The organism is Streptomyces sp. NPDC059989 (genome assembly GCF_042736975.1).
Taxonomy (GTDB): domain Bacteria; phylum Actinomycetota; class Actinomycetes; order Streptomycetales; family Streptomycetaceae; genus Streptomyces.
In genome coordinates this window covers 1-22088 of the sequence record NZ_JBHWUO010000046.1, presented here as the reverse complement: position 1 = coordinate 22088, position 22088 = coordinate 1, and the positions used below count along the sequence as shown (strand labels likewise).

The following is a 22088-nucleotide window of genomic DNA, read 5'->3' as shown; positions in this document are numbered from 1 at the left end:
GAGCTGATCATCGATAAAGATTAAAACGCTGGAGAATCCGCCACCCATGCCACCGCGCCTGAGCATCGTCGTCCCCGTCTACAACGTCGAGCTCTACCTCGACGAGTGCCTGGAATCCATCGCCGCTCAGACCTTCGACGACTTCGAGGTCATCCTCGTGGACGACGGGTCCACGGACACCAGCGCCGTCATCGCGAAGGCCTTCGCCCAGCGCGACAAGCGTTTCCGAGTGGTGATGCAGGAGAACGCCGGTCTCGGCGCCGCCCGCAACGTGGGCGCCCGTCACGCGCACCCGGACAGCGAGTACCTGGCCTTCGTCGACAGTGACGACACGATGCCGGACTACGCCTACGAGCGGCTCATCGGAGCGCTCGACGAGACCGGCTCGGACTTCGCCGGCGGCAACGTGAAGCGCTTCCGCTCCGTCGGCATGCAGCAGTCCTGGGGGCACCGCGCCGCCTTCGCCAGGACGCAGCTGAAGACCCACATCTCCAAGTTCCCGGCGCTGGTCACCGACCGCACCGCGTGGAACAAGGTCTACCGGCGCACCTTCTGGGACGAGCACGGCTTCCAGTACCCGGAGGGCATCCTCTACGAGGACGCCCCGGTCAGCATCCCCGCGCACTACTTCGCGTCCAGCGTCGACATCATCAGCGACTGCGTCTACCACTGGCGCGTCCGCGAGACGGGCGAGCGCTCCATCACCCAGCGCTCCACGGACCCGGTCTCCCTCATCGACCGCGTGACCTCCGTACGCCTGGTCCGCGAGTCCCTCAAGGCCAAGCAGGGCGCCAAGTACGCCCGCTACCTGCGCGACTACGACTACAACGTGCTGAGCGAGGAGCTCCCGCTCATCTACAAGTACGTCGGTGAGGGCGGCCCGGACTTCCGCGCCGCGTTCGTCAAGGAGGTCGGCGGCCTCATCCGGGAGATCGGCACCGGCCCCTGGTCGGACCTGACCGTCGCCGACCGCCTCAAGGCGTACCTCGCCGGCGAAGGCCGCGTCGAGGACTTCATCGCCCTCCAGGACCACCAGCGCGACTTCCACTACAGCGTCCCGGTCAAGGGCCTGGCCCGCCCGCAGGCGGACTACCCCTTCCTCCAGGGCCGCCCGCCGGTCCCGGCCAAGATCCTCACCCTCGGCCCGCGCGAGCGCCGCGTCGTCAGCCGCCTGGAGCAGGCGGCCTGGGCCGACGGCAAGCTGCTGCTGCGCGGCTACGCGCTCCCCGGCCACCTCGGTGCGGAGAGCCGCGTCGGCTCCCGCAAGATGCTGGTCTTCCGGGAGGGTGGCAAGCGCCGCCGCTCGGTCGTCAGCACCCGTACGGTCGCCTCCCCGATGGCCACCGTGATGTCCCCGCACCTCGCCCTGCGGCACGCCGACTGGGCCGGCTTCACCGCGGTCGTCGACCCGTCGATCTTCCAGTCGGGCGGCAAGTGGCACGAGGGAATATGGACCACCTCCATCGCCGTCACCGGCGCCGGCGGCCTGCACCGCGCCCGCCTCAGGGGCGGTGAGCACGACACCGGCCAGAACCCGCCCGCGCACTGGGTGGCCCCGGACGTCCGTGTCATGCCCACGGTCGCCGGATCCCTCACCATCCAGGTGGAGATCGTCCGTGCCCGCGCCCTGGACGTGCGCTCCGCCGGCGACGACGCCGTCGAGATCACCGGCGAACTCTCCGCCGAGATCAAGGGCGCCCAGTCCCTCCAGGCCGTCCACGTCAGCACCGGCACCGTCGTCAGCGTCCCGCTGGAGACCGGCCAGGCCGCCGCCGGACGGATCCCCTTCACCGCCCGCGTGGTGCTCGCCGATCTGGCCGCCGTACCGGACGCCCCGTGCGAGCCCGGCGAGTGGACCCCGGAGCCCTGGAGCCTGTCCGTGCTCGGCGCCGACGGCACCGAGCACCGCCTGGTCCACGACGAGCGCGGCGGGTTCGACGGCCTCGTCGTGCGCCTGCCCGGCGAGGACGCGGGCCGCGCCCTCTTCGCCAAGCGCGGCAACACCGGACACCTGACCCTCTCCGTGCAGCCCTCGCCGCCGCTGATCGACACCGTCGAGGCCGCGGACGGCACCGTGACCCTGCGGGGCCGGTTCGTCGCACCCACCGACGAGCCGTACGAGCTCGTGCTGCACAACGTGCACGGCGTGGAGTTCAGCTACCCCGTCACCCGCGACGGCGACACCTTCGAGAGCGTCTTCGAGCCGGTGCTCCCCGAGGCGTACGCCGGCAGCACCACGCTTCCCGAGGGCCGCTGGTGGCCCACGCTGCGTCCGGTCGCCCAGGGCGGAACCACCGCCGGCCTGCTGGGTGTCGACCGCGGCGCGCCCGTGCAGATGAGCCCGGGCCTGCTCTTCTCGGGGCCGCACCCCGTCACCGTCCGGGGCCGCCGGATGCGGGTCGAGACCCGCTTCCACGACCGCATGGTGCTGGTCGCCGACCCGCTGCTCAGCCCGCACGACCGGTCCAACTTCGCCCAGCGCGTCGCCCGGTGCGAGACCTACCCGGCGCAGCGCGCCCTCCCGGTCAAGGACATGGTCGTCTACGACACCTTCCAGGGGACCGGCGCCGGGGACTCCCCCCGCGCCATCCACGAGGAACTGGTGCGCCGGGGCGCGGAGCTGGAGCACATCTGGCTGGTCCGCGACGGCCGCGCCGAGGTTCCGGCGACCGCACGCGCCGTGCAGTACGGCAGCGTGGAGTCCTGGGACGTGCTGGCCCGCGCCCGCTACTTCGTGACCAACGACAACGTGCCGCGGCGCTTCGACCGCCGTACCGGGCAGGTCGTCGTCCAGACGTGGCACGGAACGCCGATCAAGCAGATCGGGCACGACTTCGTGCACGACTACTACACGAGCCCCGAGATCCTGGAGGGTCTGGCGCACGACAGCGCCCAGTGGTCCCTCCTGGCCTCCCCGAGCTCGTACGCCACGCCGCTCCTCAAGCGCGCCCTCGGCTACGAGGGCGAGGTCATCGAGGTCGGCAGCCCGCGCGCGGACGCCCTCGTCCGGCCCGACGCGCAGCGCGTCGCCGAGGTCCGGCGGCGGCTCGGCCTCCCCGAGGGCAAGAAGGTCGTCCTCTACATGCCCACGTGGCGGGAGAACTGCGAGGGCTTCTCCGGCGGGTACAAGCTCGACCTGCGGATCGACCTGGAGGCGGCGCGCCGCGAGCTGGGCGAGGACCACGTCCTGCTGGTCCGCGGGCACCACCACGTGGGCGAGCAGGTCCGCGAGGGCGTCCGCGACGGCTTCGTCGTCGACGTGTCCCGCTGGCCCGACGCGGCGGACCTGCTGCTCGTCGCCGACGTGCTGATCTCGGACTACTCGTCCGCGCTCTTCGACTTCGCGCTCACCGACCGGCCGATCCTGCTCTTCACCTACGACCTGGACCACTACCGGGGCACCCTGCGCGGCTTCAACTTCGACCTGGAGGAGAAGGCGCCCGGCCCGCTGCTGGCGGACTCGGCGAGCCTGATCGAGGCCGTGCGCAACGCCGACGCCCTCGGGGAGCAGTACGCGCAGGCGCGCGCCGCCTGGCGCGAGGAGTTCTGCGACCTGGACGACGGCCACGCGACCGAGCGTGTCGTCGATCGCATGCTGGAACTGGGTGCGGGCCCCGCGAAGTAGCCCGTACGAGCGAATTCCCGGCTGAACACAGACCGGCCCCGGGCCCACCGATGAATTTCGGGCCCGGGGCCGGTCTGTATGTGAGGGACGGAATCCACCCGGGCATCCGCCCCCCGGAACTCGCATGGAGGCAGTCATGACCAGCAAGGGTTTCACCACGTGCCTGTGGTTCGACGGCAACGCGGAGGCCGCCGCCGACTACTACGTGTCCCTCTTCAAGGACGGGAAGATCGGCAGGATCGCCCGCTACACCGACGCGGGCCCCGGAGAGGCCGGCTCGGTGATGGTCGTGGAGTTCGAGATCAACGGTCAGAGGTTCGTCGGGCTCAACGGCGGCCCGCAGTTCCCCTTCACCGAGGCGGTCTCCTTCATGATCGACTGCGACGACGTGGCGGAGTCCGACCACTACTACGACGAGCTGACGAAGGACGGCGGTCAGGAGTCCGCCTGCGGCTGGGTCAAGGACAAGTTCGGTGTCTCCTGGCAGGTCGTCCCGCCGGGCGTCATGGAGGCGGTCACCGACCCGGACCCGGAGCGGGCCGCCCGGGCCACCGCCGCCATGATGAAGATGAAGAAGCTGGACGTGGCGGAAATGCGCCGGGCGGCCGACGGGGAGTGACAGGGGCCCCTTCGGACCGCCGCTCCCCTTCGGACCGCCGGTCTCCTAGCCGCCGATCCGGGCCAGCAGGGCCGGCAGGGCGGTGCCGATCGGTTCGCGGACGACCTCGTCGGCGAGGGAGTCGTACGGGGTCTCCTCCGCGTTCACGATGATCAGCCGGGCCCCGGCCTCCGCGGCCATCCCGGCCAGGGACGCGGCGGGCTGCACCTGGAGGGTGGAGCCGACGGCGATGAAGACCTGGCACCCCTTGGCCACGGCCATCGCCTGCCCCAGCACCACGGGGTCGAGCCGCTGGCCGAACATCACGGTCGCCGCCTTGAGGATCCCGCCGCACGCCAGGCAGGCGGGATCCGGCTCCCCGGCGGCGACCCGGGCCAGCGCCTCCTCCATGTCCGAGCGGGCGTGGCAGGCGGTGCAGACCACCGACCGGGCGCTGCCGTGCAGCTCGAACACCTTGCGCGCGGGCATCCCGGCGAGCTGGTGCAGCCCGTCCACGTTCTGCGTGACGACCCGCACCGGGGTGCCGCCGCGCTCCAGCTCCGCCACGGCCAGGTGCGCGGCATTGGGCCGGGCCCCGAGTGCGCCGATCTCGGCACGCATCAGCCAGGACCGCCGGCGGATCTCCGGATCCGCCATGTAGTACTCGTAGGTCACGAGCTTCTCGGCGTCGGGCTCCCGACGCCACAGCCCCTGCGGCCCCCGGTAGTCCGGAATCCCGGAATCGGTGGACATCCCGGCCCCACTGAACACTGCGACGAGCGGCTTTCCCATGGGCCGACCGTACGCAGACGGGCCGCCGGTCCGCGACCGAATTCGGGGCGGGTGGCCGGTGCGGCCGGGGTCCGGGAGGGGCATAGGAGGGTCGTTTCTGCGGTGAATCCCGACCCCCACAGGAGTGAGATCCGGGCGGCGCACTCCCGCGGGGCCGGGCGGCCGGGTACATAACGGACATGAAGCTCATGACGTACCGCCTTGGCGCCCTGCTGCTGACCCTGCTCGCGCTGCCGGCCCCGCTGTCCGTCGCCGCTGCCCATGCCGCCCCGGTCGCGGTTCCGCCGCCGCACGACGCCGCCCAGATCAGCACCTTCCTCATCGACTTCTACGGTCACCACGGCCCCTCCGAGTACGACCGGGACAACCGGGTCTCGCAGGTGCTCAAGGACAAGCAGAAGGGGATCGCGGACGCCGACGTCCTGCTCTGCGCCCAGAACGAACCGCAGGACATCGCCATCGGCCCGGTCACCGTCGCCGAGGCGGCCGGGATCGGCTGGGCCACCGTCACCACCCACTGGGATTCCAGAACCACCGACACCTTCACCGCGTACGTACGCCTCGACTCCCAGCCCATCCGCCTGGACGACGTGATCTGCGCGGGCTGAGGCCCCCGACGGCCGGAAAGGCCCGGCTGTGCGCCCTTTCCCCGTCTGGTACAACACGGGGCATGACGGGATTCGAGATCGCCGGCGCGAGCGCCGCCGACATGGAACTGATCCGCGGCTGGGCCGATGAGGAGGGCTGGAATCCGGGAGACTCGGACCGGTTCGCCTTCGCGGTGGCCGACCCGGAGGGCTTCCTCGTCGGCCGGCTCGACGGTGAACCGGTGGCCAGCATCTCCGCCGTCCGCTACGGCGCGGGCTTCGGTTTCATCGGCTTCTACATCGCCCGCCCCGCCGTCCGCGGCCAGGGCTACGGCATCCGGCTGTGGCACGCCGGGATGGAGCGGCTGCACGGTCGGCTGATCGGCCTGGACGGGGTCGTCGCCCAGCAGGACAACTACCGCAAGTCCGGATTCCGTTCGGCCTGGAACAACATCCGCCACGAGGGCGTACCGCAGGGCAGGGACGGGGCGGCCGAGGACTTCGACGTGGTGGACGCGGCCACCCTGCCGTTCGGGCAACTCGCCGCCTACGACCGGCGGTTCTTCCCCGCGCCGCGCGACGCCTTCCTGTCCGCATGGACCGCGCTGCCCGGCCGGACGGCCCTGGCCGCGGTCCGCGACGGCCGGATCGAGGGGCTCGGCGTCATCCGCCCGGGCAGCGGCTCCTCCCGCATCGGCCCGCTGTACGCGTCCGGCCCCGGCGTGGCGGCGGGCCTGCTGCGGCGGCTCGCGCGGTACGCGCCCGAGGGGCTGGTCTCGGTGGACGTGCCGGACGCGAACCCCGGCGCCGTCGAACTGTTCACCGGCCTCGGCCTGGCCCCGACCTTCGAGACCGCCCGGATGTACACCGGGCCCGCCCCCGAGATCGACCTCGCCGGGATCTACGCGGTCACCAGTCTCGAACTCGGCTGACAGGCAAGGGGAGTTGCCCTAGTCTGCGCGGGGCCACCCAGTCGAGTTCCGGGGGGAACACCATGGCTTTTCTGCTGCTGCTCGTCGCCGCCGTCCTGAGCGTGCTGGGGTGGACGAACGACAGCGACGGGCTGATCACCGCGAGCTGGGTGGTGTGGGTCGCGGGGATCCTGCTCCTGCTCCTGCGCTGGAGGGTCAACCGGAGGAAGTTCTCCTCCGTCGAGGAGGCGCGGGCCGCGGCTGCCGCCGGCGACCCGCGGGCCATGCGCTTCGTCGCGTCGCTCCGGAAGCTCGAGGGCGACTACGCCGAAGCGGAGCGGCTGCTGCGGGCCGCGATCGAGCTGGGCGACGTGGAGGCCATGTGGGACATGGGGCGGCTCGTCGACCTGCGCGACGGGCTGGGGGAGGCCGAGCCGTGGTTCCGGATGGCCGGCCGGCACGGACACTTCTTCGCGAAGAGGATGTTCCGGCCCGGGCACGGCTTCAACCAGGACGGCGGCAACCCGCTCTGAGGCGGGGCGGCCGCGGCGACCGGGGCCGCCGGGCGACGGTCGACGCGCCGCCCGGCCGCCCGGCATACCGGGCGCGGCCTCAGAAGCCGAACAGCGCGCCCGCGGTGTGCCGCAGGCCGCACGGGTTGGCGAAGGTGTACGAGTAGTTCAGCCGGCGGCCCTGCCACACCCCGTCGGCCGTCACCGTCACGGGATTCCACTCCCTGGTACACGCGGTGCCGGCGCCGGGCGCGGTGATCGCGTCCAACTCCGCCGCGTTGGCCCGTAATTCGGCACAGGCGGCGGCCGGCTGCGGGTGCGTACCGCCCGGCGTCGGCGCGCACACCAGGGTCACCGCGCGCATCACCGTGCCGGTGGCGCTGTCGTCCCCGGCGGTCACACCGAGCACGAGCGCGGAGGGCGCGTACAGGCTCGCCGTGCCGGACGGCGCGGCTCCGGCCGTTCCCGGCCAGGCCAGTGCGGTGAGCGCGGTGAGCGCCATGGCGGCGGAACCGAGCCCGAGACCCTTTGCGATGGACCGCATTGCGAACACTCCTTTGGGTTGCTGTTTCGGATAGCGGACAGAGTCTTGCCCACGCGGGCCGTGAACGCCCGTTCGCACCCCCATTTCTCGTCACCGATCGTGTACGGATGAGTGCAGACGGCAGCGGTGCGGCAGGTGCTGACCTGTGGGGGAGCGAGCCGCCGAATCGGCCGAACACCGACAGGGAGACACGCTCGAAACCTTTGCGTCGGGCTGCGAAACGACTCCGAAGTGGCTCCGTCCGGGGTGCCCCGGGGGTTCCGTTTCGGGTTCCCAGGGGGCTTCCGGTGGGTCTGGAACCCCCTCCGGGGTAGGGCCGGCCCCACCCCGGGAACACGGTCTGGACCCGCTGTGCCGGGCCGCCCGCCCCGGTTGGCTTGAGGCATGCCACTCCACGCGATCCAACTCACCGACGTCAGCCGGGTACACGGCTCAGGCGACCACGCGGTCACCGCCCTCGACCGGGTCTCCCTCGGCTTCCCCCGGGGCACCTTCACCGCCGTGATGGGCCCCTCCGGCTCAGGCAAGTCCACCCTGCTCCAGTGCGCCGCCGGGCTCGACCGGCCCACCTCCGGCACCGTGGCCGTCGGCGGCACCGACCTCACCGGGCTCGGTGAGACCCGGCTGACCCTGCTGCGCCGCGACCGGATCGGCTTCGTCTTCCAGGCCTTCAACCTGCTGCCCTCCCTGACCGCCGAGCAGAACGTCGCCCTGCCGCTGCGCCTGGCCGGCCGCCGCCCCGCCAAGGCCGAGGTCCGCGAGGCCCTGGCCCGGGTCGGCCTGGCAGACCGCGCCCGGCACCGCCCCGCCGAGCTGTCCGGCGGCCAGCAGCAGCGCGTGGCCTTGGCCCGCGCCCTCATCACCCGCCCCGAGGTGCTCTTCGGGGACGAACCCACCGGAGCCCTCGACTCCCGGACCGGCCGCGAGGTGCTCACCCTGCTCCGGGCCCTGGTCGACACCGAGCGCCAGACCGTCGTCATGGTCACCCACGACCCGGTGGCCGCCTCCTACGCCGACCGCGTCGTCTTCCTCGCCGACGGCCGCCTGAACGGCGAACTCACCGGCGCTCGCGCCGAGGACGTCGCCGCGCACATGACGAAGCTGGAGGACGCGCCGTGCTGAGCACCGCCCTGCGCACCGTGCGCGCCCGCTGGGTCTCCTTCGTCGGCAGCTTCGTCGCCCTCGCCCTCGGCGTCGGCCTGATCGCCACCATGGGCCTGGGGCTCGCCGCCACCCTGGAAGCCCCGCAACGCGGGCCGGAGCGTTTCGCCCGGGCCCCCGTCGTCGTCAAGGGCAACGACACCCTGCGCGTCCCGACCCCGATCGGCGAGCGCACCGGGAGGCGGGCCCACCCCGGAGCCGTGCCCCCCGAACTCGCCGAGCGGCTGGCCGCCCTCGGCCGCACCACCGAGGACCGCTCCTTCCCGGTGCGCGCCGACGGCGGACCGGAGCGGCTGGTCGGCCATCCGTGGTCGGTCGCCGCCTTCGCCCCGTACGCCCTCGACGAGGGCCGCGCCCCGCAGTCCGACGGCGAGGTCGTCACCACCGGCTGGGCCCGGCCCGGCGAGCGCCTCACCACCGACCGGGGCCCCGCCACCGTCGTCGGCACCGTGAAGGCCCCCGGCGGCCACCGGTTCGAGGACGCCCTCTTCTGGACCGACGCCCGCGCGGCCCGGCTGTCGCCCGCCGTCGACCAGCTCGTCGTCGCCGCCGACCCGGCCGCCGTACGGGCCGCGGTCGGCCAGGACCCCTCGGTGCGGGTCCTGACCGACCGCGACCGCCGCTACGCCGACCCCGATCCCGAGCGCGACAGCGAAGCCCTGCTCGCCGTCAACGCCGCTCTCGGCACCGCGGGCGGCATCACCGGCTTCGTCTCCGTGTTCGTCGTCGCCTCCACCTTCGCCTTCGCCGTCGCCCAGCGCCGCAAGGAGTTCGCCCTGCTGCGCACCGCCGGCGCCACTCCCGGGCAGATCCGCCGCATGGTGATCGCCGAGGCGCTGGTCCTGGGCGTGCTCGCCTCCGCCGCCGGCTGCGTCCTCGGGGCGTACGGGGCGCCCGTGCTCGCCGAGGCCATGGTGGAGGGGGAGCTGGCACCGCACTGGTTCGCCATCGGCGACGCCGCCTGGCCCTTCCACCTGGCCTTCTGGACCGGCCTGTTCGTCTCCCTCGCCGGAGTCGTCGCCGCCTCCTGGCGGGCAGGCCGGGTGGGCCCCGCCGAGGCGCTGCGCGAAGCCGCCGTGGAACCGGGGGCCATGACCGCCGGCCGCTGGATCCTCGGCGCCGGACTGCTGCTGACCGGCCTCGGCACCCTGGCCCACGCACTGTTCACCGACCCGTCCGACCTGCTCCACCGCAAGACGTACCTCAGCCGGCCCATGCTGCTGATCGTCGCCTTCGCGCTGCTCGCGCCGGTGCTGGTCCGGCCGCTGGTCCGGCTCGCCGGTTGGCTCCCGGCCCGGCTGCCGGGCGCCGGCGGGATGCTGGTGCGCGAGAACGCGGCCACGGGCATCCGGCGTACGGCGGCCGTCGCCGCGCCCGTCCTGGTCACCGTGGCCCTCGCCGGGTCCCTGCTCGGCACCACCGCCACGCTGAACGAGGCCAAGGCCGCGGAGATCCGGCAGCGGACCACCGCCGACTTCGTGATCACGGGCGGCGCCGGCGGCTTCGCCCCGGCCGCCGTCGAGCGGGTCCGCGCCGTCCCCGGAACCGAGGTCTCCGCCACCGCGGGCACCACCGTCCACGTCCTGGAGGAGGGCGTGGCGCTGATCCGCTCCGAAGCCCGTGCGGCCGACCCCGCGGCCCTCGCCAGAACGGCCGAACTGCCCCTCACCGCGGGCAAGACCACCGATCTCGACGACGACTCCGTCATCGTCAACGAGGAATGGGAGCGGCACGAGGTCGGATCCACCGTCGACGTCTGGCTCGGCGACGGCAGCCGCAAACCGCTGCGCATCGCCGCCGTGATGAGCATCGGCACCGGCAACAACGGGGTCTACGTCACCCCGGCCAACGCCCCCGGCGCCACGGTGGACCGGATCGACGTGCGGCTCGCCCCGGGCGCCGACGCCGCCGCGGCCGGCCCGGCGCTGGCCGAAGCCGCCCGGCAGGCCGGGGGCCGGGTGCTCACCAAGGAGCAGTGGGTGGCGGACAGTTACCCCGCGACCAAGCGCACCACCCGGCTCGGCCTCCTGCTGGTCCTCGGTATCGCCCTCCTCTACACCGGCATCGGGCTCGCCAACACCCTGGTCATGGCCACCTCCGACCGGGCCCGCGAATTCGCGGCGCTCCGGCTGGCGGGCGCCACCCGCCGGCAGGTGCTGCGGCTGGTGGCGGGGGAGTCCCTGATGGCCGTCCTCGTCGGAGCGGTCATGGGCACGCTCGTCGCCGCCCTGAACCTGGCCGGCATCGACGGCGCCCTGGCCCTGCTGGGGGTCCGCAGCGGCCTCGTGGTCCCCTGGGCCGTAGTCGGCGCGACGGCCGCCGCCTGCGCGGCCCTGGCCGTGGTCTCGGCCGTCTCCTCGGCCGCGGTCGTCCTGCGACGGCGCGCGGTGGATCTGGCGGGCGTACGCGAGTAGGGGAGCGTCCGACCGCGGGCGTGTCCGAATGTGACAGGGAATCGTCATTGCGGCCATGGCGCGCAGACGTGAAGATCGGTTCATGCCCACTCCACACCGCGTCGTCATCGCGGTCTTCCCCGATGTCGATCTCCTCGACGTCACCGGCCCGGCCGAGGTCTTCGCGCTGGCCAACCGGGAGACCGCGGGCCGCGCCGGCTACCAGGTCCGCCTCGCCGGGCCGGTCGCGGGCGCGGTCCGCACGTCGGCGGGCGTACGACTGCTCACCGACGTGGCCTTCGACGAGGTCGGCGGGGAGGTCGACACCCTGCTGGTGCCCGGCGCGGTCGACATGGCCGAGGACGGGCCGGTCGCCCGTATCGACGACACGGTCGTGGCGTGGCTGAAGGAGACCGCCCCGCACGCCCGGCGGGTCGCCTCGGTGTGCGTGGGCGCGCACCTCCTGGCCGCGGCCGGACTGCTGGACGGGAAGACGGCCACCACCCACTGGTCGACCGCCGCCCAGCTCGCCGCCGACCACCCGGAGATCACGGTCGACCCCGACCCGATCTTCGTCCGGACCGACCGGGGCCGGCTGTGGACCGGGGCCGGGATCAGCGCCTGCCTGGACCTCGCCCTGGCCCTGGTGGCCGAGGACCTGGGCGAGCAGACGGCGCTCTCCGTGGCCCGGCAGCTGGTGATGTACCTCAAGCGGCAGGGCGGCCAGAGCCAGTTCTCCGTACCGCTCAGCCGCCCGGCCGCCGAGCGCCGGGACATCGACGAGCTGCGGCTGTGGATCGCCGAAAACCTCGACGAGGACCTCTCCGCGCCGGCCCTGGCCGCCCGGATGTGCCTCAGCGAACGCCACTTCGCCCGCGTCTTCACCCAGGAGACCGGCACGAGCCCCGCCGCCTACGTCGAAGCGGCCCGCATCGAGGTGGCCCGGCGGCTGCTGGAGACCACCGACGGCCGGCTCGACCGGATCGCGGCCGCCGCCGGACTCGGCTCGGCAGAGACCCTGCACCGGGCGTTCCGGCGGCAGCTCGCCACCACCCCGGCGGCCTACCGCCGCCGTTTCCGTACACAGGCCGGCTGACCGGCCGCACCCACCACCTGTTTCCCCGGCACTGAGCGAGGCGGACGGCTTCGCCCTGCCCTTTTCCCCGATGAGAGGCATCCGATGAGCACGAGCACCGCGTCCAGGACCCTGCGCGACGTGAGCGGACTGGACAACCGGCCGGCCCGGCTGAGCGAGTCCGTCCTGATCATGATCGACTTCCAGAACACCTACCGCACCGGCGTCATGGCCCTGGACGGCGCCGAGGAAGCCCTCGCAGCGGGCGCCCGCCTGCTGGAGCGCGCCCGCGCCGCGGGCACCCCGGTGATCCACGTGATCAACGACGGCGGCGAGAACACCCCGTACGACATCCGCGCCCACATCGGCTCCATCAGCGACGAGGTCGCGCCGGCCGAGGGAGAAGCGGTCGTGGTCAAGGGGGTCCCCAATTCCTTCCACGGCACGGACCTGGAGAAGACCCTGACCGGCCTGGGCGCCGGTCCGGGCAGCGGCAAGGACCTGGTCCTGGCCGGATTCATGACGCACATGTGCATCACGTTCACGGCCGAGGGGGCCTTCCACCTCGGCTACCGGCCCACGGTCGTGGCCGAGGCCACCGCCACCCGGGCCCTCGCGGCCCCGGACGGTACGGTCCTGCCCGCCGCGGCCCTCCAGGCCGCTGCCCTGACGACCGTCACCGACGTGTTCGGCCTCGTGGTCCCGACCGTGGACGCCCTGCGCGCCTGACGGCGCGGACGGGTCCGGCGGACGGGGGCATACGGGGGGCCGACGGGGGGCCGGCAGACGGGGGCTGCCGGGCGGGGGCGGGCGGGGCGGGGGCGTGGCCGGACATCCGGCCGCGCCCCCGCCGGCGGGCGTGGCCGGCAATCAGGCCGCGCCCCCGCGGGCGCCGGACCAGCCCGCCGTGGCGCGCGGGGCGTACAGGTCCAGGAGCCGGGTGCGGGTCTGCTGGAGCCGCAGGGAGAGGACCCGGCCGACCCAGTGCCCGATCGCCGATCCGAAGGCGGGATCGGCGTCCATGAGCATCCGTACGCCCGGGCCGTCGAACTCGTACGCGCGGACCGGTGTCATCGCCTCGGCGCCCAGCTGCCACACGTACGGCGGGAACAGCCACGACCAGCCCACCAGCTCACCGGGGCCGAGGTTCTCCACCGGCGCGGGCCGGCGGCCGGGCACGGGGATCTCCAGGGTCACCGTGCCGGAGCGCACGATCCAGAAGGAGTCCGCCTGGGTGCCTTCGTCGAAGATGCGCGCACCTTCGACGAAATTGACCTCACGGGCCTGGGACATCAGCCGTCCCCGGTGCTCCGTGGACAGCATGGCAGCGATTCGTACGGGGGAAGGTGTGCTCACGACGGCCTCCGATCAGACCCCCCACGACGCGACTGCTATCCCCAGTGTCGCCGACGGCCGCCGGATCCCGTCCGGGTCGGGCGGGGCTTCTTCCGGATCGGCCCGGTCCGGCCCAGTGTCCGCCCCGCCCGTCGCCGCGGCTACTCCTCGGCATTCGCCTCCAGGCAGGCCAGCTCCATCGCGTCCAGCACGGCCTCGTGGCTGCGCCCGCTCAGCTCGGCGACGTTCTCGATCTGGGCCGTGGCCCAGGCCGCCAGCGTCATCACCAGCACACGGAGCCCGTCGGTGCCGTGGTCGGCCAGGATCGCGTCGGCGACGACCATGGCGTCTTCGGGCACCTGTTCGGGTGGCTCCAGTCCCGCGAGACCGCGCAGCATGCTGAGGGTGCGGCGGGAGATCTCCGGCGTCATCCTCGCCAGCCGCATGTCCTCTTCGTCGTCCATCCGCCCCACCCCTCCGGTGCCGTGCCCATCACCTCAGGGCACGGTAGAGGGGCCCGGCCCGGCGCGGGGCTGTTTCGCCAGGGTGACCCTGTGTGAACGGGTGGCGGCGGCGGGTGCCGGTTGACGCCATCCGGCTCAGAACCGACCCATCGCGCCCTTCCCGGTGCCCGCGACGATTTGGCATCCGATGCGTCAAGTGGCGTGAACCGTACGGTGATTCACCCTAGGGTGCGGCCGTACGCATGGCTGTGTGGACGGCTGTTCGGCGGTTTTCGGCCATGGCTCACCGGCCGCGCTCCCTTACGGCCGCACCGCACACCGATCTGGGGGGTTCATGCGTAGATCCAAAGGGTTCGCCGCCGCTCTCGCCCTGTCCCTGGCCCTGGCAGGAACCGGCGCGGGCATCGGCCTCGGCCTCGCCCCGCCCGCCGCGGCCGTCACCCCGCCCGTCGCCTTCACCGCGGACGCCCTGCCGGCCTGGCAGCCCAACGGAGTCGTCTGGGCCCTGGCCGAAGCGGGCGGCCAGGTCTTCGTCGGCGGCACCTTCTCCGCCGTGCGCCCGCCCGCGGGCGGCGGCGGCAGCGAGCAGCCCGCCGTGAACTTCGCGGCGCTCGACGCCGCGACCGGCGCCCCGACCGCCTGCACCCTGTCCTTCACCGTCGGCTCGGGCAGCGCCACCGTCCGCGCGCTCACCCTCTCGCCGGACAAGAAGACCCTCTACGCGGGCGGCTACTTCGGCGCCGTCAACGGCACCCCGGTCTCCAGCCTCGCCGCCATCGACGTGGCGAGCTGCACGGTCAAGACCTCCTTCCGGCCGGCCTTCGCGGCCACCGTCCGCGCCCTCGCCGTCACCGCGGACACCGTCTACGCGGGCGGCGACTTCCTCACCGTCGCAGGCCGGCCGCGCGAGCGCTTCGCCGCGGTCGACGCCGCCGACGGGACGCTGCGGCCCTTCACCGCCGACGCCGACGAGCCCGGGCGCGCCGTCGAGGTCACCCCGGACGGCAACAACGTCGTCCTGGGCGGCGACTTCTTCACCGTCAACGGCACGAACACCCACGCGCTGGCCGTAGTGAACGCCACCAGCGGCGCCCTCACCAAGGCGTACCCCGGCTTCATCGAGACCAACTCCGTCGTCAAGGACATCGCGACCGACGCGACCGGCTTCTACACCGCCAACGAGGGCACGGGCGGCGGCGTCTTCGACGGCCGCATCGCGCTCAACCTCGGCGACCTGGGCCAGCGCTGGCGCGACACCTGCCTCGGCGCCACCCAGGCCGTACTGCCGTACCAGAGCGTGCTCTACAGCGCCTCGCACGCACACGACTGCTCCAGCGTCGGCGAGTTCCCCGACGGCCAGCGCCACCACCTGCTCGCCCAGCCCACCACCGGCACGGGCAAGCTGGGCTGGGCCCCCGACACCAACGACGGCATCGGGGAGGGCATCGGCCCGCGCGTGATGACGGTCGGCTCCAAGGGCGGCGTCCAGTACCTGTGGGTCGGCGGGGAGTTCACCACCGTCAACGGGGCGGCGCAGCAGAGCCTGACGCGCTTCGCCTCCACCGGGGACACAGGCGCGCCCACCGTGCCCGTCGCGAGCGCGGTCGGCTTCAAGCCCGGCGAGGTCCAGGTGCGCTGGCGCACCAGCCTCGACCTGGACGACAGCGCGCTGACCTACAGGATCTACCGCAACGGAGCGACCACGCCGATCGCGACCGTCACCGCGGACTCGCTCTTCTTCCGCCGCCCGCAGGCCTCCTGGACCGACACCACCGTCACGCCGGGCCAGACCTACACCTACCGGGTGACGGCGACCGACGCGGCGGGCAACACCAGCGCCCTGTCGGGGCCGGCCGGCGTGACGGTCCCGACCTCGGTGGACGGCTACCCGAACCAGGTCCGTACCGACGGAGCCCAGCAGTACTGGCGCTACGACGAGTCGGCCCTGCCCTTCGCCGCCGACTCCTCGGACGGCAACCAGAGCGGCGTGCACCTGAACGCCCCCGCCCTGCGCCAGACCCCCGGCGCCGTCTCCGGCGGCAGCACCGCGATCGGCTTCAACGGCACCGACACACAGGTGTACGGGGACAAGCGGCAGACGGTCGGCAGCACCTACACCATCGAGACCTGGTTCAGGACGAACACCACCCGGGGCGGCAAGCTCTTCGGCTTCGGCAGCAACCAGGCGCGCGGCAGCAACCAGTACGACAAGCACCTCTACATGACCAATGACGGGCGGCTGGTCTACGGCGTCTACACCGGCGCCACCCGCACCATCACCACCACCGGCACCTACAACGACAACCAGTGGCACCATGCCGTCGCCACCCAGGGACCCGGCGGGATGACCCTCTACGTGGACGGCGCACAGAAGGGCACCCTCGCCGTCACCACGCACGAGAACTTCGCGGGCTACTGGCACGCCGGCGGGGACAGCCTCGGCGGCTGGCCCGACCGCCCCACGAGCGAGTACTGGGCGGGCCTGCTCGACGAGACCGCCGTCTACCCGACCGTCCTGAGCGCGGCGCAGGTCCAGCACCACTACGCCCTCGCCACCGCCCCGGCGGACTCGGTGGTCCAGGTGACCGCCGCCGAGGACACCTACGCCAACGCGGGCGCGCCCGACGGCAACTACGGGACCTCGGGATCGCTCGCCGTGCGCGGCACCTCGTTCTACGCGAGCTACCTCCGCTTCAACCTGCCCGCCGCGCCCGCGGGCACGGTGCTGAAGTCGGCCGTGCTCGCCGTCAAGACGAACACCATGAGCGGCGCCGGAACGACGGACACCGTCTCGGTCGTGCCGGTCACCGGTTCGTGGACCGAGGGCGGAACGACCTACAACAACCGCCCAGGGCTGGGCGGTCCGGCGCTCGGCGGCTTCGCGGGGATCCCGGACGGCTCGGCGGTCCACACCACCGGGCTGAACACCCCGACCGTCGCCGCGGCGCTCGGCGGCGCCTACGGCCTGGCGCTGAGCAGCACCGGCACGGACGCCCTGTGGCTCTGGTCCTCGGAAGCGCAGGCCAACGAGGGCACCCCGCAGCTGACGCTGACCTTCGGCGCGCCCTAGCGGACAGGGGATCCGGGCGCGCTCCTACGCCCGGCCGCCGTGGTGCACGTGCGCCGGCACCTGCCGGAGCAGGGCCGTGACGTGCGCGTCGTGGAGCTCGTAGACCACGCTGCGCCCGTCACGGCGGCCGGTGCCGACGCGGTGGGCCGCGCGGTCGGCGTGGACGAGGTCCGCGGCGGCCTCGTGCCGCACGACAAGGTCGCCGAGGTCGCCCGGCTGCGCCGGACCGCCCGCACCGCGGTGATCGGCGACGGCGTCAACGACGCACCGGCCATGGCCGGTGCCACCGTGGGCGTGGCGTTGGGCGCGGCCGGCTCGGCGGTGGCCCTGGAGACGGCGGACATCGCCCTGATGTCCGACGACCTGCGCCGCCCTGCGGCTGCTGCGCCACCCGGACCCGACGCCTCAGGCGAGCGCGTAGGTGAAGGTGTACGCGACGGAGGTGTCGCCGTGGCGGTAGGTGAACCCGCCGGAGCCGGTCAGCCCGGCCAGGTCCCCGGTGCCGGAGCCGGGGACCACCTCGAAGCGGCAGGTGGTGCCGCCGGCGTCGAAGGCGCCGCGCTCCTCCAGGACGAAGGCGCCCTTGCGGCCGTCGACGCTGCCGGAGAGCAGTTCCATGCCGGAGTAGGTGCCGACGTTCTCCCCGGTGTAGGCGATCGCGTACGAGCAGCTGGTCGCGGCCGCCTCGATCCCGCCGGAGAAGGCGTTGGTGACGGTGGCGTGGGCGAGGCGCGGAGTGGAGTCCGGGGCGCCGACGGGCTGTTCCCGCCAGTCGGCGAAGGTGAAGCGGCCGGCGGTCTCGACGGTGATCGGCGTGGGCATGGGCGTCCTCTCGGCGGGCCGGACGGTCTGCTCCGCCCGGCGTGACCCCAGGCTGGCAGCCGTACCTGACACCCTCTGTCAGGTACGGCGCCACAATGGCCCCATGCGCGCCGACCGGCTCCTCTCCCTGCTCCTGCTGCTCCAGAACCGCGGCCGGATGACCGCGCCCGAGCTCGCCGCCGAACTGGAGGTGTCCGTCCGTACCGTCTACCGGGACGTCGAAGCCCTCGGCGCGTCCGGAGTGCCCGTCCTCGCCGACCGCGGCCCGGCCGGCGGGTACCGGCTGGCGGAGGGCTACCGCACCCGCCGCACCGGCCTCACCGACACCCAGGCCGGCTCCCTCTTCCTCGCCGGTGCCCCCGGACCGGCCCGGGAGCTGGGCCTCGGCGCCGACCTGGCCGCCGCCCAGCTGAAGCTCCAGGCCGCGCTGCCCGCCGCGCTCGCGGGCCGGGCCCGGCAGATCCAGGACCGCTTCCACCTCGACGCCCCCGCCTGGTTCCGGGACGCCGACCCCGTACCGCACCTCGCGCAGATCGCCCAGGCCGTCTGGGACCAGCGGATCCTGCGCACCCACTACCGCCGCTGGCGCGGGGAGGTGCACCGAGAACTGCACCCGCTCGGGCTCGTCCTCAAGGGCGGCATCTGGTACCTCGTGGCCCGGACCGAGGGTGCGGTGCGGACCTACCGCGTCTCCCGGTTCCTGGCCGTGGACACCGCGGAGGACGGCTTCGAGCGGCCCGCCGGCTTCGAACTCGCCGCGTACTGGCAGGAATCCACCGACCGCCTCGACGCGTCCCTCCACCAGCAGACCGCCGAGCTGCGGCTCTCGCCCCGCGGGCAGCAACTGCTCCCGATGCGGTTCGGCGCCGCGGGCGTACGGGCCCTCGCCGACGCCGGCCCGGCCGACGGGGACGGATGGGTACGGATCGGCCTCCCGGTCGAATCGGCGGCCGTCGCGGTCGGCGACCTGCTCCGGCTGGGCACGGACGCCGAGGTGCTCGGACCGCCCGAACTGCGCGCCGCGCTCGCGGAGACGGTCGCGGCCCTCGCGGACCGCTACCGGTCCCGGCCGTCCTAGGGTGGGGCGGGACAGGACGCAGGATGCAGGTGGGGGAGGGGAACAGCGCATGGACATCGAGCTGCGCGAGACGCAGGACAGCGATCTGGCCGTCTTCTGGGAGCAGTTGACCGACAGCAGGCTCCAGCAGATGGCGGCGATGACCAGGAAGTACCACTACGACCGGGGGCACTTCGATGCGCACTGGGTGAAAGTGCGCAACGATCCCGCCGTGACGCTGCGTACGGTGCTCGCGGACGGGGTGGTGGTCGGGCACGCCGCCGTGTTCGGGCCGCCGGAAGAGCGCGAGGTCACGTACGTGGTCGGGCCCGAGCACTGGGGGCGCGGCATCGCCACCCGGGCACTGGCGGAACTGATCCGGCTGGAGGGGACCCGGCCGCTGCACGCCGGGGCGGCGGCCGACAACGCGGGCTCCGTGCGCGTGCTGGAGAAGTGCGGCTTCACCGTCACGGGCCGCACCCGGGACTTCGCCCTGGCCCGCGGCGAAGAGGTGGACGTCGTCCTCCTCACCCTCCGCTGAGTCCGCCGGACTCCCAACGGACCTCGCCGTCCTGGCGGTACGGGGTCGCCCGCAGCCCACAGGCCGCGGCGACCGCCGCCGAGGCGGTGTGGTCGGGGTGGACGTGCGCGACCAGGCGGCCGATCGGGACCTCGGCCAACCAGGCGGCCATCACCCGGGCGGCCTCCGCGGCCAACCCGCGGCCCTGCCAGGGCGTCCCGACGACCCAGGCCAGCTCGGCGAGGTCCCGCGCCGGGGTGATCGTCGCCTGCACGGTACCGACCAGCCGCCCCGCCCCGCGCAGCCGCACCACCCAGTTCGCCCAGACGACCCCGGGATCGGGCGACCCGCCCGCCAGCCGCTCGTACCGGGCCCGCAGCGCACCGACCGCCAACGGCGCCCCGCCGATGAAGGCGTGCAGGGCGGGATCGCCCAGCACACCGGCCATCTCATCGGCGTGCCCGGCCTCCAACGGCACCAGATCGACCCGCGGCCCGGCCAATCCGACGGCCCGGACGCGTTGACGCAACTCGGCCGCGGTCGCTCCGCAGCCGGTGCCGTCGGTGTAGTCCCCCGGTGTGCCCCGTACGTCCATCGGGCGAGTCTCCCCCGGCCCGGGCGGCGGGACCAGCGGATTTCGGGGCGGCGGGCGTCAGCGCGGGGGTTCCACCTCCAGGAAGCGGCGTCGGCGGGAGCCCCGGTAGAGGAGGCACACCCAGCCCAGGGATTCCAGGGCGGCCGCGCAGGCCGTCAGCCGCTCCTGTTCCTCCTCGGCCGCGCCGCCGCCGCGGGGGCCGACCCAGGTCACCTCCGCGCGCCCCGGCTCCGGGGCGGCGCTCACGCGGTAGCCCGTGCGCACCGGCAGGCCCTGCGCGTCCACCGCCGACGGGGTGATCCCCGACGCCTCCAGTACGAGGGCCACGGCGCGCGGCAGCTGCCGTACCTCCCACGGCGCGGGAACCGCAGCCCCCGCCGGGCCGTTGACCAGACGGCGGATCTGCAGCAGCCCCTCGTACGCCGTGCGCAGCTCCGCCGCGCGCCCCGCATCCGGCAGCGCGGCCGGACCGTCGCCGGTCGCCGCCTCGAAGCCCTGCCCGGAGCCCGACACCGACATCACCCACCCACCCCCCCGCCCGTCTGAGTACGTCGTGCCCAACGGCCTGAGTATCCGCCCCGATTCCCCGCCGCGCCGCCGCTGATGGAGTGGCGGCATGACCTCAGCGACCCCCCGCCCCCGCATGCAGCACGTGACCACCGCCGGTTCGGCCCTCGCCGTGGCCCTGGTCCCGCTCGTGGTCGGTGTCCTCCTCGCCAAGGCCATGGCCGCCGACCCGATGACACCGGTCAACGCGCTGATCGCGGGCGGTGGCCAGCGCGCCTCCCTGCCCCGGGGCGAGTGGCGCCGGCGGAGCCACAGCACCCTGCGTCGGCTGCGCACCGCCCGCCGCGACACGGCCCGGCGGTGCGCCCACGCCTGCGGCCGCCGCCCCTAGATCGTGGCGAGCGGCTCCTGCAGCTCGGTCACCCACTGGTCCCGGTCCTCCGGGCAGGCGAGGCTCAGCTCGCGCGCGTAGCCCGCCGAGCGGTGGCCGTGTGCGTCGATCCACCGCGCCAGGGCCTGGGACGTCGGCAGAACCCCGTCCATCGGGCCGCGGTGCACGACGGTCGCGGCCCGTTCGACCCCGGGCAGCGTGACGATCCGTATCCCGCCCCCGAGGTCCTCGGCGCGGACCGATGCCGCCACGGGCAGCCCGGCGTGCACGAGGATCGCCCCGTCGGGCGCGTCCTCGTAGAAGGCGACACCGGGTCCGGCCGGGGTCACCCCGGCCTCCTCGACGCCGCGGCACAGCTCCTCGAAGAGCGGGCCGATCACCGGGTCGATGTCCTGCGGCTCGTAACTCCGCGCGATGCCGCTCAGCTCGGCGAGCCGGACGGGCGGGAGGCTCTTCACGACGATGTCGTCGGCGGGCATGGATCCCTCACTCTCGATGGTCCGGAGCCTCGCCTCGACCTGGACCAGCCGGGCCGCCGCGGCGGCCACGGCGGTCTCCAGCTCCGCCTGCCGCAGCCGCAGCATGCCGCGCAGCTCCTCCGTGCCCACCCGCTCGTCGAGGATCGTCCCCACCTGGTCGAGGCTGAAGCCGAGTTCCTTGAGCGCGATGACACGGTTGAGGCGGGCGAGCTGCCCGGCCTCGTAGAAGCGGTAGCCGGTGAAGGGGTCGACACGGGCCGGGCGCAGCAGTCCGAGGGCGTCGTAGTGACGCAGCATGCGGACCGATACCCGGCCGTGCTTGGCGAAGTCTCCGATGGTGAACATGACGTTCTCCAGTGCAGGGTCTGACACAGGGGGAGGGTCAAGCCTCGCAGCCGAGCGGGGTGGTGCGGTCCGGTGCCGTGCGGCGTGCTCAGCGGCCGTACTGGCGCAGGCACAGGTCCACGATGGACGGCGGTACCGCGCCCTCCGCGGCCGCGCACAGCTCGTCCACCCCAGGGGGCGGCGCCGGCCGCCGCCGCGGGTGGGGCGAGGCCGGCTTGGGCGCGCGCGGGCGCCGGGCCGTCGCCGCCGGCTTCGCGCTGTCTCTTATACACATCTCCGAGCTGCCCATCGACCCGGAGACCAGC

The 22088-nt window shown here is 73.6% G+C and carries 23 protein-coding genes; 14 read left to right on the top strand and 9 right to left on the bottom strand.

Annotated elements, in window-relative coordinates; genetic code table 11:
* The first annotated feature begins 46 nt into the window (after positions 1–46).
* Together ACFWBN_RS30805 and ACFWBN_RS30800 are read left to right on the top strand one after the other, a co-directional pair.
* Positions 47–3625: a CDP-glycerol glycerophosphotransferase family protein gene (locus ACFWBN_RS30805; RefSeq protein WP_385182010.1), complete on the top strand. Its 3579-nt coding sequence runs from the start codon at positions 47–49 to the stop codon at positions 3623–3625.
* Positions 3626–3761: 136 nt separating this feature from the next.
* A complete protein-coding gene (locus ACFWBN_RS30800; protein WP_385182007.1) occupies positions 3762–4244 on the top strand; it encodes a VOC family protein in 483 nt (160 codons plus the stop codon).
* A gap of 45 nt (positions 4245–4289) precedes the next feature.
* Here the strand turns inward: ACFWBN_RS30800 and ACFWBN_RS30795 are convergent, their stop codons facing one another.
* Entirely contained in the window at positions 4290–5015 is a 726-nt protein-coding gene (locus ACFWBN_RS30795; RefSeq protein WP_385182004.1) for an NAD-dependent deacetylase, read from the bottom strand.
* A 179-nt stretch (positions 5016–5194) separates the two neighbouring features.
* On the opposite strand from ACFWBN_RS30795, the gene ACFWBN_RS30790 reads away from it, so the two are divergent.
* The 3 genes from ACFWBN_RS30790 (at position 5195) to ACFWBN_RS30780 (ending at position 7046) form a co-directional block, all read left to right on the top strand.
* Positions 5195–5623, top strand: coding sequence for a hypothetical protein (locus ACFWBN_RS30790; protein WP_385182002.1), 429 nt, complete (start codon positions 5195–5197; stop codon positions 5621–5623).
* A 62-nt stretch (positions 5624–5685) separates the two neighbouring features.
* A complete protein-coding gene (locus ACFWBN_RS30785; RefSeq protein ID WP_385182000.1) occupies positions 5686–6534 on the top strand; it encodes a GNAT family N-acetyltransferase in 849 nt (282 codons plus the stop codon).
* A 62-nt stretch (positions 6535–6596) separates the two neighbouring features.
* A complete protein-coding gene (locus tag ACFWBN_RS30780) occupies positions 6597–7046 on the top strand; it encodes a sel1 repeat family protein (protein ID WP_385181998.1) in 450 nt (149 codons plus the stop codon).
* Positions 7047–7125: 79 nt separating this feature from the next.
* Here ACFWBN_RS30780 and ACFWBN_RS30775 read toward each other — a convergent pair whose 3' ends face one another.
* On the bottom strand, positions 7126–7569 hold the full coding sequence (locus tag ACFWBN_RS30775) for a subtilase-type protease inhibitor (RefSeq protein ID WP_385181996.1): 444 nt from the start codon (positions 7567–7569) through the stop codon (positions 7126–7128).
* A gap of 384 nt (positions 7570–7953) precedes the next feature.
* Here ACFWBN_RS30775 and ACFWBN_RS30770 point away from each other — a divergent pair, with 384 nt between their 5' ends.
* The 4 genes from ACFWBN_RS30770 (at position 7954) to ACFWBN_RS30755 (ending at position 12927) form a co-directional block, all read left to right on the top strand.
* A complete protein-coding gene (locus tag ACFWBN_RS30770) occupies positions 7954–8691 on the top strand; it encodes an ABC transporter ATP-binding protein (protein WP_385181993.1) in 738 nt (245 codons plus the stop codon).
* Positions 8685–11144 (top strand): FtsX-like permease family protein, encoded by a 2460-nt coding sequence (locus ACFWBN_RS30765; protein WP_385181990.1) that lies wholly within the window; start codon positions 8685–8687, stop codon positions 11142–11144. Before ACFWBN_RS30770 ends, ACFWBN_RS30765 begins: the two co-directional genes overlap by 7 nt.
* Positions 11145–11226: 82 nt before the next feature.
* Positions 11227–12219 (top strand): GlxA family transcriptional regulator, encoded by a 993-nt coding sequence (locus ACFWBN_RS30760; protein WP_385181987.1) that lies wholly within the window; start codon positions 11227–11229, stop codon positions 12217–12219.
* Between the two features lie 84 nt (positions 12220–12303).
* Positions 12304–12927, top strand: coding sequence for an isochorismatase family protein (locus ACFWBN_RS30755; protein ID WP_385181984.1), 624 nt, complete (start codon positions 12304–12306; stop codon positions 12925–12927).
* Positions 12928–13068: 141 nt separating this feature from the next.
* Here ACFWBN_RS30755 and ACFWBN_RS30750 read toward each other — a convergent pair whose 3' ends face one another.
* Both ACFWBN_RS30750 and ACFWBN_RS30745 read right to left on the bottom strand, forming a co-directional pair.
* On the bottom strand, positions 13069–13554 hold the full coding sequence (locus ACFWBN_RS30750; protein WP_385181982.1) for a Crp/Fnr family transcriptional regulator: 486 nt from the start codon (positions 13552–13554) through the stop codon (positions 13069–13071).
* Positions 13555–13694: 140 nt separating this feature from the next.
* Entirely contained in the window at positions 13695–13997 is a 303-nt protein-coding gene (locus ACFWBN_RS30745; protein ID WP_385181979.1) for a hypothetical protein, read from the bottom strand.
* A 334-nt stretch (positions 13998–14331) separates the two neighbouring features.
* Here ACFWBN_RS30745 and ACFWBN_RS30740 point away from each other — a divergent pair, with 334 nt between their 5' ends.
* A complete protein-coding gene (locus ACFWBN_RS30740) occupies positions 14332–17067 on the top strand; it encodes a DNRLRE domain-containing protein (RefSeq protein WP_385181976.1) in 2736 nt (911 codons plus the stop codon).
* 24 nt (positions 17068–17091) lie between these two features.
* Here the strand turns inward: ACFWBN_RS30740 and ACFWBN_RS30735 are convergent, their stop codons facing one another.
* Together ACFWBN_RS30735 and ACFWBN_RS30730 are read right to left on the bottom strand one after the other, a co-directional pair.
* Positions 17092–17259, bottom strand: a complete 168-nt coding sequence (locus tag ACFWBN_RS30735) for a hypothetical protein (protein WP_385181974.1) — start codon at positions 17257–17259, stop codon at positions 17092–17094.
* 213 nt (positions 17260–17472) lie between these two features.
* Positions 17473–17889 (bottom strand): DUF3224 domain-containing protein, encoded by a 417-nt coding sequence (locus ACFWBN_RS30730; protein ID WP_385181971.1) that lies wholly within the window; start codon positions 17887–17889, stop codon positions 17473–17475.
* Between the two features lie 103 nt (positions 17890–17992).
* Between ACFWBN_RS30730 and ACFWBN_RS30725 the strand changes: the two genes are divergently transcribed.
* Complete coding sequence (locus ACFWBN_RS30725; protein WP_385181969.1) at positions 17993–18967, top strand: helix-turn-helix transcriptional regulator; 975 nt, start codon at positions 17993–17995, stop codon at positions 18965–18967.
* 49 nt (positions 18968–19016) lie between these two features.
* On the top strand, positions 19017–19487 hold the full coding sequence (locus ACFWBN_RS30720; RefSeq protein WP_385181966.1) for a GNAT family N-acetyltransferase: 471 nt from the start codon (positions 19017–19019) through the stop codon (positions 19485–19487).
* Here the strand turns inward: ACFWBN_RS30720 and ACFWBN_RS30715 are convergent.
* Together ACFWBN_RS30715 and ACFWBN_RS30710 are read right to left on the bottom strand one after the other, a co-directional pair.
* Entirely contained in the window at positions 19474–20061 is a 588-nt protein-coding gene (locus ACFWBN_RS30715; protein WP_385181963.1) for a GNAT family N-acetyltransferase, read from the bottom strand. The genes ACFWBN_RS30720 and ACFWBN_RS30715 overlap by 14 nt on opposite strands.
* Positions 20062–20118: 57 nt before the next feature.
* Entirely contained in the window at positions 20119–20580 is a 462-nt protein-coding gene (locus tag ACFWBN_RS30710; protein ID WP_385181961.1) for a hypothetical protein, read from the bottom strand.
* A 97-nt stretch (positions 20581–20677) separates the two neighbouring features.
* Here ACFWBN_RS30710 and ACFWBN_RS30705 point away from each other — a divergent pair, with 97 nt between their 5' ends.
* A complete protein-coding gene (locus ACFWBN_RS30705; protein ID WP_385181958.1) occupies positions 20678–20959 on the top strand; it encodes a hypothetical protein in 282 nt (93 codons plus the stop codon).
* Here ACFWBN_RS30705 and ACFWBN_RS30700 read toward each other — a convergent pair.
* Entirely contained in the window at positions 20956–21783 is an 828-nt protein-coding gene (locus tag ACFWBN_RS30700; protein WP_385182099.1) for a MerR family transcriptional regulator, read from the bottom strand. The genes ACFWBN_RS30705 and ACFWBN_RS30700 overlap by 4 nt on opposite strands.
* Before the next feature lie 122 nt (positions 21784–21905).
* Here ACFWBN_RS30700 and ACFWBN_RS30695 point away from each other — a divergent pair.
* Positions 21906–22088, top strand: a 183-nt coding sequence (locus tag ACFWBN_RS30695; RefSeq protein WP_385181953.1) for a hypothetical protein, incomplete at its 3' end; no start/stop codon positions are given.

Bases quoted from the DNA above. Each gene is read 5' to 3' on its own strand.
- ACFWBN_RS30785 (WP_385182000.1), top strand. From the start codon at position 5,686: ATGACGGGATTCGAGATCGCCGGCGCGAGCGCCGCCGACATGGAACTG.
- ACFWBN_RS30705 (WP_385181958.1), top strand. From the start codon at position 20,678: ATGACCTCAGCGACCCCCCGCCCCCGCATGCAGCACGTGACCACCGCC.
- ACFWBN_RS30775 (WP_385181996.1), bottom strand. From the start codon at position 7,569: ATGCGGTCCATCGCAAAGGGTCTCGGGCTCGGTTCCGCCGCCATGGCG.
- ACFWBN_RS30790 (WP_385182002.1), top strand. From the start codon at position 5,195: ATGAAGCTCATGACGTACCGCCTTGGCGCCCTGCTGCTGACCCTGCTC.
- ACFWBN_RS30720 (WP_385181966.1), top strand. From the start codon at position 19,017: ATGGACATCGAGCTGCGCGAGACGCAGGACAGCGATCTGGCCGTCTTC.
- ACFWBN_RS30730 (WP_385181971.1), bottom strand. From the start codon at position 17,889: ATGCCCACGCCGATCACCGTCGAGACCGCCGGCCGCTTCACCTTCGCC.
- ACFWBN_RS30780 (WP_385181998.1), top strand. From the start codon at position 6,597: ATGGCTTTTCTGCTGCTGCTCGTCGCCGCCGTCCTGAGCGTGCTGGGG.
- ACFWBN_RS30805 (WP_385182010.1), top strand. From the start codon at position 47: ATGCCACCGCGCCTGAGCATCGTCGTCCCCGTCTACAACGTCGAGCTC.
- ACFWBN_RS30760 (WP_385181987.1), top strand. From the start codon at position 11,227: ATGCCCACTCCACACCGCGTCGTCATCGCGGTCTTCCCCGATGTCGAT.
- ACFWBN_RS30755 (WP_385181984.1), top strand. From the start codon at position 12,304: ATGAGCACGAGCACCGCGTCCAGGACCCTGCGCGACGTGAGCGGACTG.
- ACFWBN_RS30700 (WP_385182099.1), bottom strand. From the start codon at position 21,783: ATGTTCACCATCGGAGACTTCGCCAAGCACGGCCGGGTATCGGTCCGC.
- ACFWBN_RS30710 (WP_385181961.1), bottom strand. From the start codon at position 20,580: ATGTCGGTGTCGGGCTCCGGGCAGGGCTTCGAGGCGGCGACCGGCGAC.
- ACFWBN_RS30795 (WP_385182004.1), bottom strand. From the start codon at position 5,015: ATGGGAAAGCCGCTCGTCGCAGTGTTCAGTGGGGCCGGGATGTCCACC.
- ACFWBN_RS30725 (WP_385181969.1), top strand. From the start codon at position 17,993: ATGCGCGCCGACCGGCTCCTCTCCCTGCTCCTGCTGCTCCAGAACCGC.
- ACFWBN_RS30715 (WP_385181963.1), bottom strand. From the start codon at position 20,061: ATGGACGTACGGGGCACACCGGGGGACTACACCGACGGCACCGGCTGC.
- ACFWBN_RS30740 (WP_385181976.1), top strand. From the start codon at position 14,332: ATGCGTAGATCCAAAGGGTTCGCCGCCGCTCTCGCCCTGTCCCTGGCC.
- ACFWBN_RS30745 (WP_385181979.1), bottom strand. From the start codon at position 13,997: ATGGACGACGAAGAGGACATGCGGCTGGCGAGGATGACGCCGGAGATC.
- ACFWBN_RS30770 (WP_385181993.1), top strand. From the start codon at position 7,954: ATGCCACTCCACGCGATCCAACTCACCGACGTCAGCCGGGTACACGGC.
- ACFWBN_RS30800 (WP_385182007.1), top strand. From the start codon at position 3,762: ATGACCAGCAAGGGTTTCACCACGTGCCTGTGGTTCGACGGCAACGCG.